The sequence below is a fragment of the Amycolatopsis pithecellobii genome (assembly GCF_009707865.1).
Taxonomy (GTDB): Bacteria; Actinomycetota; Actinomycetes; order Mycobacteriales; family Pseudonocardiaceae; genus Amycolatopsis_E; species Amycolatopsis_E pithecellobii.
Genome location: NZ_WMBA01000120.1, coordinates 1 through 7,036 on the forward strand (window position 1 = coordinate 1; position 7,036 = coordinate 7,036).

The 7,036-nt window shown below is 69.6% G+C and carries 7 protein-coding genes; 3 read left to right on the forward strand and 4 right to left on the reverse strand.

Features of this window, described 5'->3' with window-relative positions:
• Positions 1-98 precede the first annotated feature (98 nt).
• The gene (locus GKO32_RS37410) at positions 99-1,016 is read left to right on the forward strand and encodes a TauD/TfdA dioxygenase family protein (RefSeq protein WP_154761646.1); all 918 of its coding nucleotides are present in this window, start codon (positions 99-101) and stop codon (positions 1,014-1,016) included.
• 172 nt (positions 1,017-1,188) lie between these two features.
• Here the strand turns inward: GKO32_RS37410 and GKO32_RS37415 are convergent, their stop codons facing one another.
• Positions 1,189-2,499, reverse strand: a complete 1,311-nt coding sequence (locus tag GKO32_RS37415; RefSeq protein ID WP_154761647.1) for a cytochrome P450 — start codon at positions 2,497-2,499, stop codon at positions 1,189-1,191.
• A gap of 149 nt (positions 2,500-2,648) precedes the next feature.
• Here GKO32_RS37415 and GKO32_RS37420 point away from each other — a divergent pair, with 149 nt between their 5' ends.
• Positions 2,649-3,389, forward strand: coding sequence for an HAD family hydrolase (locus GKO32_RS37420; protein ID WP_154761648.1), 741 nt, complete (start codon positions 2,649-2,651; stop codon positions 3,387-3,389).
• Here the strand turns inward: GKO32_RS37420 and GKO32_RS37425 are convergent.
• Positions 3,298-4,293: a glycoside hydrolase family 172 protein gene (locus GKO32_RS37425; protein WP_154761649.1), complete on the reverse strand. Its 996-nt coding sequence runs from the start codon at positions 4,291-4,293 to the stop codon at positions 3,298-3,300. The two genes, GKO32_RS37420 and GKO32_RS37425, sit on opposite strands and share 92 nt — an antisense overlap.
• Entirely contained in the window at positions 4,293-4,607 is a 315-nt protein-coding gene (locus GKO32_RS37430) for a putative quinol monooxygenase (RefSeq protein WP_312869269.1), read from the reverse strand. Before GKO32_RS37430 ends, GKO32_RS37425 begins: the two co-directional genes overlap by 1 nt.
• Before the next feature lie 167 nt (positions 4,608-4,774).
• On the opposite strand from GKO32_RS37430, the gene GKO32_RS37435 reads away from it, so the two are divergent.
• Positions 4,775-5,731, forward strand: coding sequence for a Rieske (2Fe-2S) protein (locus tag GKO32_RS37435; RefSeq protein WP_154761650.1), 957 nt, complete (start codon positions 4,775-4,777; stop codon positions 5,729-5,731).
• Here the strand turns inward: GKO32_RS37435 and GKO32_RS37440 are convergent.
• The coding region (locus tag GKO32_RS37440; protein WP_154761651.1) for an FAD-dependent oxidoreductase at positions 5,713-7,036 on the reverse strand (1,324 nt) is incomplete at its 5' end. The two genes, GKO32_RS37435 and GKO32_RS37440, sit on opposite strands and share 19 nt — an antisense overlap.

The window sequence follows — 7,036 nt, forward strand, 5'->3', positions numbered from 1 at the left end:
CTCCCGCGCCGTGGAATGCCTTGACCCGCGCCCCGCCCCGTCGAGATCATCCGCGGCATGTCGAACACCATTTTCCCGCGCCGGCAAAGGAGTTCGGCATGACCACCGCCGTGTTGCGCACCGCCCATGTGCCCGACGCCGGCATCGTCGAAGGCCCCCGGGTGTTGCACCGCCTGCCCGCCGGCGCCGAGTCGCGGCCCTACGAGCTGTTCGGGGTGCGCCCGCTGAGCCGGGTCATCGGCGCGGAGATCGAAGGTGTGGACCTCGCCGACCCGCTGACCGGCGCACTGCGCGCCGAACTCAACCGTGCCCTCCTCGAATGGAAGGTCCTGTTCTTCCGCGACCAGGACATCACGTCCACCCAGCAGCGCGCGTTCGCCCGGCACTGGGGTGAGCTGGAGACCAATCCGCTGCTGCCCGCCGGTGACTCCGCCGAGGTGACCCGTTTCTCCCGCGACGCGAGCATGCCCGCGTTCGAGAACATCTGGCACACCGACGTCACCTTCCGCCCCCGCCCGGCGTTCGGTTCGGTGCTGCGGCTGGTCAAGGTTCCGCCGTTCGGCGGGGACACCATGTGGGCGGACCTGGCGGCGGCGTACGACAATCTGCCCGCCGGCATCCGCGCCCGGATCACCGGGTTACGTGCGGTCCACGATTTCGTCCCCGGGTTCGCCCGGTTTTCCGACCCCGGGTTTCTCGAGCGGCGCCGGCACGAGTTCCCGCCCGTCGAGCATCCCGTGGTGCGGACGCATCCGGAAACCGGTCGGGCGACGTTGTTCGTGAACCCCTCGTTCACCACCCATATCGTCGGCCTCGATCGTGCCGAAAGCGACGAGCTGCTGCGGCTGTTGTTCGCCCAGGCGCATGTGCCCGAATACCAGGTCCGGTTCCGCTGGACCGAAAACGCCGTCGCGTTCTGGGACAACCGCGCCACCCAGCATTACGCCGTGAACGACTACGCGCCCGAGGTCCGGATCGCCGAGCGCGTCGCGATCGCCGGTGACCGCCCGTTCTGATCCGCCGCCGCCGGCACCTCGTCATCGGGAAACCGCGCCGGATCATGGTTGGCGGACTGGAACGAGGCCACGACCAGGCGGGCGGTCTCGTCGAGCGGCGCCGGCCGGCACGGCCGGGTGCTGCCCCATGCCGAGGTAGTCGTTGCCGCACCGGACTTCGATCTCGGCGGCGTCACCGTTCCGCCACGCCATCGCCGTCGGGAAGCAGATCCGGTGGGTTCTCGAGCCGATCCCGGGAGCCGACCGTAACCCGGTCGGCTCCCAGTACTTCGTCCCAGGTGACCGGCAACTTGGCAGGCCCGAGTACGGCATGGTTTTCCTTGAACGGGATCTCCTCGAACGGCACCGCGAGGCGCAGTGACGGGATCCGCTGCGGCAACGTGGTCAGCACGGCGCTCAGCTCCAAGCGCACGACTTGCTGACCAGGGCACTGGTGCGGGCCGTGGCCGAAGCCGACGTGGGGGCTCCGCGGCCGGGCGATGTCGAGCCGGTCAGCTTTCGGAAACCGTTCCGGGTCGTGGTTGGCGGACTGGACCGCGACCACGACGTAATCGCCGGCCGCGATGGGCGAGCCGGCGATTTCGGTGTCCACCGTGGCCACTCGCAACATGCCGGCGCCGGAGCCCACCAGGCGGACGAGTTCCTCGACGGCGCTCGGCGCCAGCTCCGGGGAACGGCGCAGCGCCGCGAACTGGTCGGGGTTTTCCAGCAGTGCCAGCGTCCCGTACGTGATCAGGCTCGCCGTGGTGTCATACCCGCCGACCAGCAGGCCCGAAACGATCGTCATCAGTTCCAGATCGCTGAACGCGCCCTCCGCATTCCGGGCTTTCGCGGCGATCACGCTGATCACGTCGTCGCCGGGGTCTTGGCTGCGGCGGGTCACCAGTCCGTAGAGGTACTGAAACAGCGGGGCCTGCGCCGCCTCCAGCTCTTCGGCTCCCGCGTCACGGGCGAGGAGGGTCTTGGCCAACTGGAGAAACAGCACCCGGTCCTCGCGCGGGATATCGAGCAGCTCGGCGATGACGGTCGCGCCGAGCGGGAGGGAAAACTTTTCGTGCAGGTCGACCGGTCCGGTCTCGGTCGCCAGCTCGTCCAGCAGCTCGTCGACGATCCGCTGGATCTGCGGCCGGAACAGCTCCGTTCGCTTGACCGTCGTGATGGCGGGCGCGATCACCCGGCGGAAGCGAAGATGATCCGCGCCGTCCATCCGGTTGAGATTGCCCTCCTCGACGGGCGCGTCCGGGGGCATGGTGAACACCATGTGGCCGAGAGCGCCGGTACGTGAGCTGAACCGCTGAGAGTCACTCAGCACCTGGCGGACGTCGTCGTAGCGGGTGACCAGCCACGCTTCGATCCCGGTCGGGCAGGTCACCTTGACCACTGGCGAGCGACGTCGCAAGGCATCGACCTCGGGCGCGGGCCCGAAGGGGCATTCGCGCTCGCGGGGCAGGGGCAGCGGAATCGGGCCGGTCACCAGAGACATCAACGGCTCCTTCGGTGGGGTGACGAGATGCGATCGAATGATCACCCCGCAGCCCGGAAAGCGAAAAAACACTGCCCTTAAAGCATTTCCCGATGCCCTGGATCCATTCGGCGTGTTTGCCGCCGCGGCGGTCCGGGCATCACCGGGGCATGAGTCCGGTACTGGTCCTCGATGTGGACGGCACGCTGGTCGACACCAATTACCACCACGCGATCGCCTGGTTCCGCGCCTTCCGGCGCAGCGACGTCACCGTCCCGGTGTGGCGCATCCACCGCGCGATCGGCATGGGCGGTGACCAGCTGGTGCCCACCGTCGCCGGAGAAGACGTCGAGAACCGGTGCGGTGACACCGTCCGCGAGGCGTGGAAGGAGGAGGTCGACAGCATCCTCGACGAGGTCCGCCCCCTCGACGGCGCGCGCCGGTTGCTCGAAGCGGCACGCGCGGCCGGTTACGTGATCGTCCTTGCCAGCTCGGGAAAACCCGATCACGTCGACCGGTACCTGGACCTGCTCGACGCGCGCGAACTGGCACATGACTGGACCAGTTCGGCCGACGTCTCGCAGACCAAACCGGAACCGAACCTCATCGAGGTCGCGCTCGAGAAAGCCGGTGAGTCCCAAGGTGTCGTCATCGGCGACTCCGTCTGGGACTGTCAGGCGGCCGGGCGCATCGGACTGCCCTCGGTCGCGGTCCGGACCGGCGGCTTCGGCGAACAGGAACTGCTCGACAACGGCGCATCCCGCGTGTACGAAGATCTTCACCAGCTGCGCGAGGACCTGCCCCGGCTCGCGGCCGACCTCAGGCGTACCAGTAAGCCGTCGTTGCGATCTCCGCCCCATGCAGTGGCCGATACCGGCCGGCGGACTTCCAACCCAGCGCTTGAACGGTGACCCGCAGGTCCTGGCTGAACGCGATCGGATCGGGCTCGTGCCAGCGGTACATGCCGAACCGTTGGTGCGCCTGGTAAATCTCGCCGGGCGGCAGCACCTGCGCCAGACCGAGGCGGCGCGTCGAATACGGCACGTACCGGCCGCCGGAGTCGAAATTCCAGGCGCCACCGAAGTAATCCTCGGTGCCGGTGCCGCAGATGGTGGGGAACTCCTGGTCACCGTCGAGGTAGAACCACAACTCGCCCTCGCCCCACCAGCCGGGCGCGTTCGGCGCGATCGCGAGGTAGGTGCCGGCGTACTGGCCGGGACCGCGCGCGCCGTCGAGAATCGTGTGCACGGCGGGGGACCCGAGCGGATCGCTGTGCCGCCACGCCGCGTGCAGATACGCCGTCTCCGGCGGCAGTTCCCGCAGCCGGTAGCTGACCTGGTAGTACACCGGCACTTCGGCGCCGCCGGTGTTGTGCAGCGACAGCCGGGCGCGGCGACGGAACGGCATCGGCCAGTAGCTGTTGAGACCGCCCGCGGGCGCGACGACGATCATGTCCGAGTCGATCAGCGCGAGCTCGTTCCACGCATTGCAGAAGAAATCCCCCAGCGGAACGTCCACCGCGGGATCGTCGCGCTCGTCCCAGTGCATCCGCAGGATCAGCTCACGCAGCCGGCCACGGTCGGTGGTGAGCCACAGGTGCTGGATGACGCCGGGACCGGTGATGTCCGCGAGCGTCGCCGTCTCACCGCCACGAAGGATGATCGACGGCGACACCTTCCACCCGCGGCCCAGTTCGCGGGCCGCGGCCGCCCCGGTCCCTTCGGTGGAGCGGGCACCACCGCCCTTGGCGCCGGTGAAGTTTTCCGGGCTGACGGAGCCCGTCACGCCCGGCTCCAGCCGCCAGATCTCCGGCATTACCGCACGGCCAGCTCGCCCAGCTCGGACCAGCCGTCCTGCGGGACCGTGAAATTCACGATCCGCGGGGTCTCCACCAGATGTGGCGGCAAGGTCCGTTGAGCGGTCTTGAAATGGTCGGACTGCACGTGCGCGGCGCCGGCCTCGTCATCACGGAACGCTTCCACCAGGACGTACTCGGTGGGGTCGTCGAGGCTGCGCGACCAGTCGAACCACAGGCAGCCCACCTCACCGCGGGTAGCCTCGGTGAATTCGCGCGAAATCTCAGGCCACCGGTCGGCATCCTCCGGTTTACTGTGCCGTTCTTGACCAATCCGACGGCAGCCACGGCGGAAACAGGGGTCGTCATGCAGATTGGCTGCGGGCCGTATCCGCCTGCTTTCGGTCGGATTGGTCATGGGGAACTTCGCCGTAATGAAGATCATGGCTACCCCTTCTAGGCTTGGACGACGTACGTCAAGTGTGGAGGGAGCGGGCCGGGATGGCACGACGATGGCCGATCCAGCGGGTGCCGCGTGAGCTGTGGTCCGCGCAGGAGCCCACGTTTTCCGACGCCGCACCCGCGGTGATCGAAGCCGCGGCGAAGCGGGCGGGGGAACGCCCGTCCGGCAACTGGTTCGTGTTCGCCGCGAGCACCGACATCCGGGCCGACCGTCCATTCGGGACACGAGTCGGCGGCCGGGAACTCGTCGCATGGCGGGACCGCCACGGCACCCTCCTCATCGGACCGGGGGAGTGCCCGCATCTGGGCGCGCCGCTGGCGCACGGCCGCGTCGTGTGCGGCACGCTGGTCTGCCGATGGCACGGGATGCCCGTCGGCGCGGACGGCCGGTTCGGCTGGGAACCGTGGCCCGCCCACGACGACGGCGTGCTCGCGTGGGTGCGGCTCGACGGGCCCGAAGCGCCGCTGGCCGAACCGGTGCTGCCGCCGCGGCCTGCGCTCGCGGACAGTGTGGCGGCGGTGGCCCGGCTGGACGGCGTGTGCGAGCCGGAGGACGTCATCGCCAACCGGCTCGACCCCTGGCACGGCTCGTGGTTCCACCCGTATTCGTTCACCCACTTGAAGGTGCGCAGTGTGCCGGAACCACAGGACGACCGGTTCGTCGTGGACGTGACCTTCCGGGTGGCGCCCGGGGCCGGGGTCCCGGTGCGCGCCGAGTTCGCCTGCCCCGAACCGCGGACCGTGGTGATGACGATCGTCGAGGGCGAAGGCGCGGGCAGCGTGGTCGAGACCCACGCGACCCCGCTCGGGCCCGGTCCGGACGGCCGGCCGAGGACAGCGGTCATCGAGGCGGTCATCGCCACGTCCGGCCGCACCGGTTTCCCCTTCGCCCGCAAGGCCGCGCCCGCGCTGCGCCCCCTGATGCGCCGCGCCGCGGCCCGGTTGTGGCGCGACGACCTCGCCTACGCCGAGCGCCGCTACGCGCTGCGCTCCTGAAACCACTTGCCCAGCAAGCGAAAGAACGCCAGCCGGCCGCGGTTGGGCACCGTCGTGATCGGGTGGCCCGCGGTGTGCCAGCCGCTGAGCAGGTGGTTGGCGGCCAGCCACCCGGTCGTCGCCGCGCGTTCCATCAGCGCCACCGGGAGATCGACGCGGATCCCGTCACCCGCCAGCACCAGGCCGGGCACGGGGGTGGCGATCGCGGGCCGCTGGAAATAGGTGCCCGGCGCGAGCAGCGGGCAGTCGGCCCGCCATTCCTCGCGCTCACCGATGACCTGCGCCCGCACGGTTTCCGGATAAACCGTGTGCAGCCGCGCGAGCAGTTCCCTGGCCGTCGTCTCGCGGTCCGTGGCCGCGTAGGCGTGCAGTTCCACGACCGAACCACCGGTGCGACGCGCCCACGCGGCGGCATCGGTGTCGTAGCGGTCGAGCACGCTGACGTTGTCCAGCGGCGGCATCCCGCCGGTGGCAAGGAAAGCGGGCCGATCCGCCCGCACGGGACGGTCGAGCCACAGCCTGCGCACCAGAAACGGCGGTGCCGCCTGCTGTGCGGCGATCTGCTCGCGCCAGTCCGCCGGGCCCAGCGCCGCGGTCAGCGACGGCAGCGCAGGTGGCTCGACCGCCAGCACCACGGCGTCGACCGGGAACAAGCCTTGTCCACTGTGGATGGTGAAACCCGGCTCGATCGCGGTGACCGGTGTGGACAGATGCGTCGAGACACCCAGGCGGTGCAACCGTGCCACAACCGGGTCCCACAGCGTGTGGAACGGCTCGCGCGGGACGTCGAACAGGAGTCCCTCGGCGGAACCGAGGAAGTACAGGTGGAACATCACCACCAGTTCGGCCGCGGAAAGCCGGTGCGGTGAGGCGAAAAAGCTGCGAGAGAACACGTCGAAGGCCAGATGCCGCGCGGCTTCGGGAAACCGGACCCTGGCCAGGAAATCCGCCGCGCTCTCGGCGTCCAGCCGCTCGTAGCTCTCCGGTACCGAAACGTCCACAAGCGACAGTGCGGCCCGCAGATCGACCTTGCGCAGCCCGGAAAGCGTGAACGTGGGGCTGCGCAGGGCGAAGCCGAGCGCGTTCCACGGCGGAGTGCGCGGGATGCCGCGGAAGGTGTCGGTGTGGCCGTGTTCGTCGAGCAACGGGTAGTCGTGCAGCGGCATCAGCCCGACCTCCGCCCGCGCCAGCAGCGCACGGAGGTTGTAGTACTGCCGGAAGAACGCGTGGAACCCGCGGCTCATCCCGACGGTGCTGCCGTCGGGCAGCCGGGTCGTCCACCCGCCGACCCGCCCGCCCCAGTAC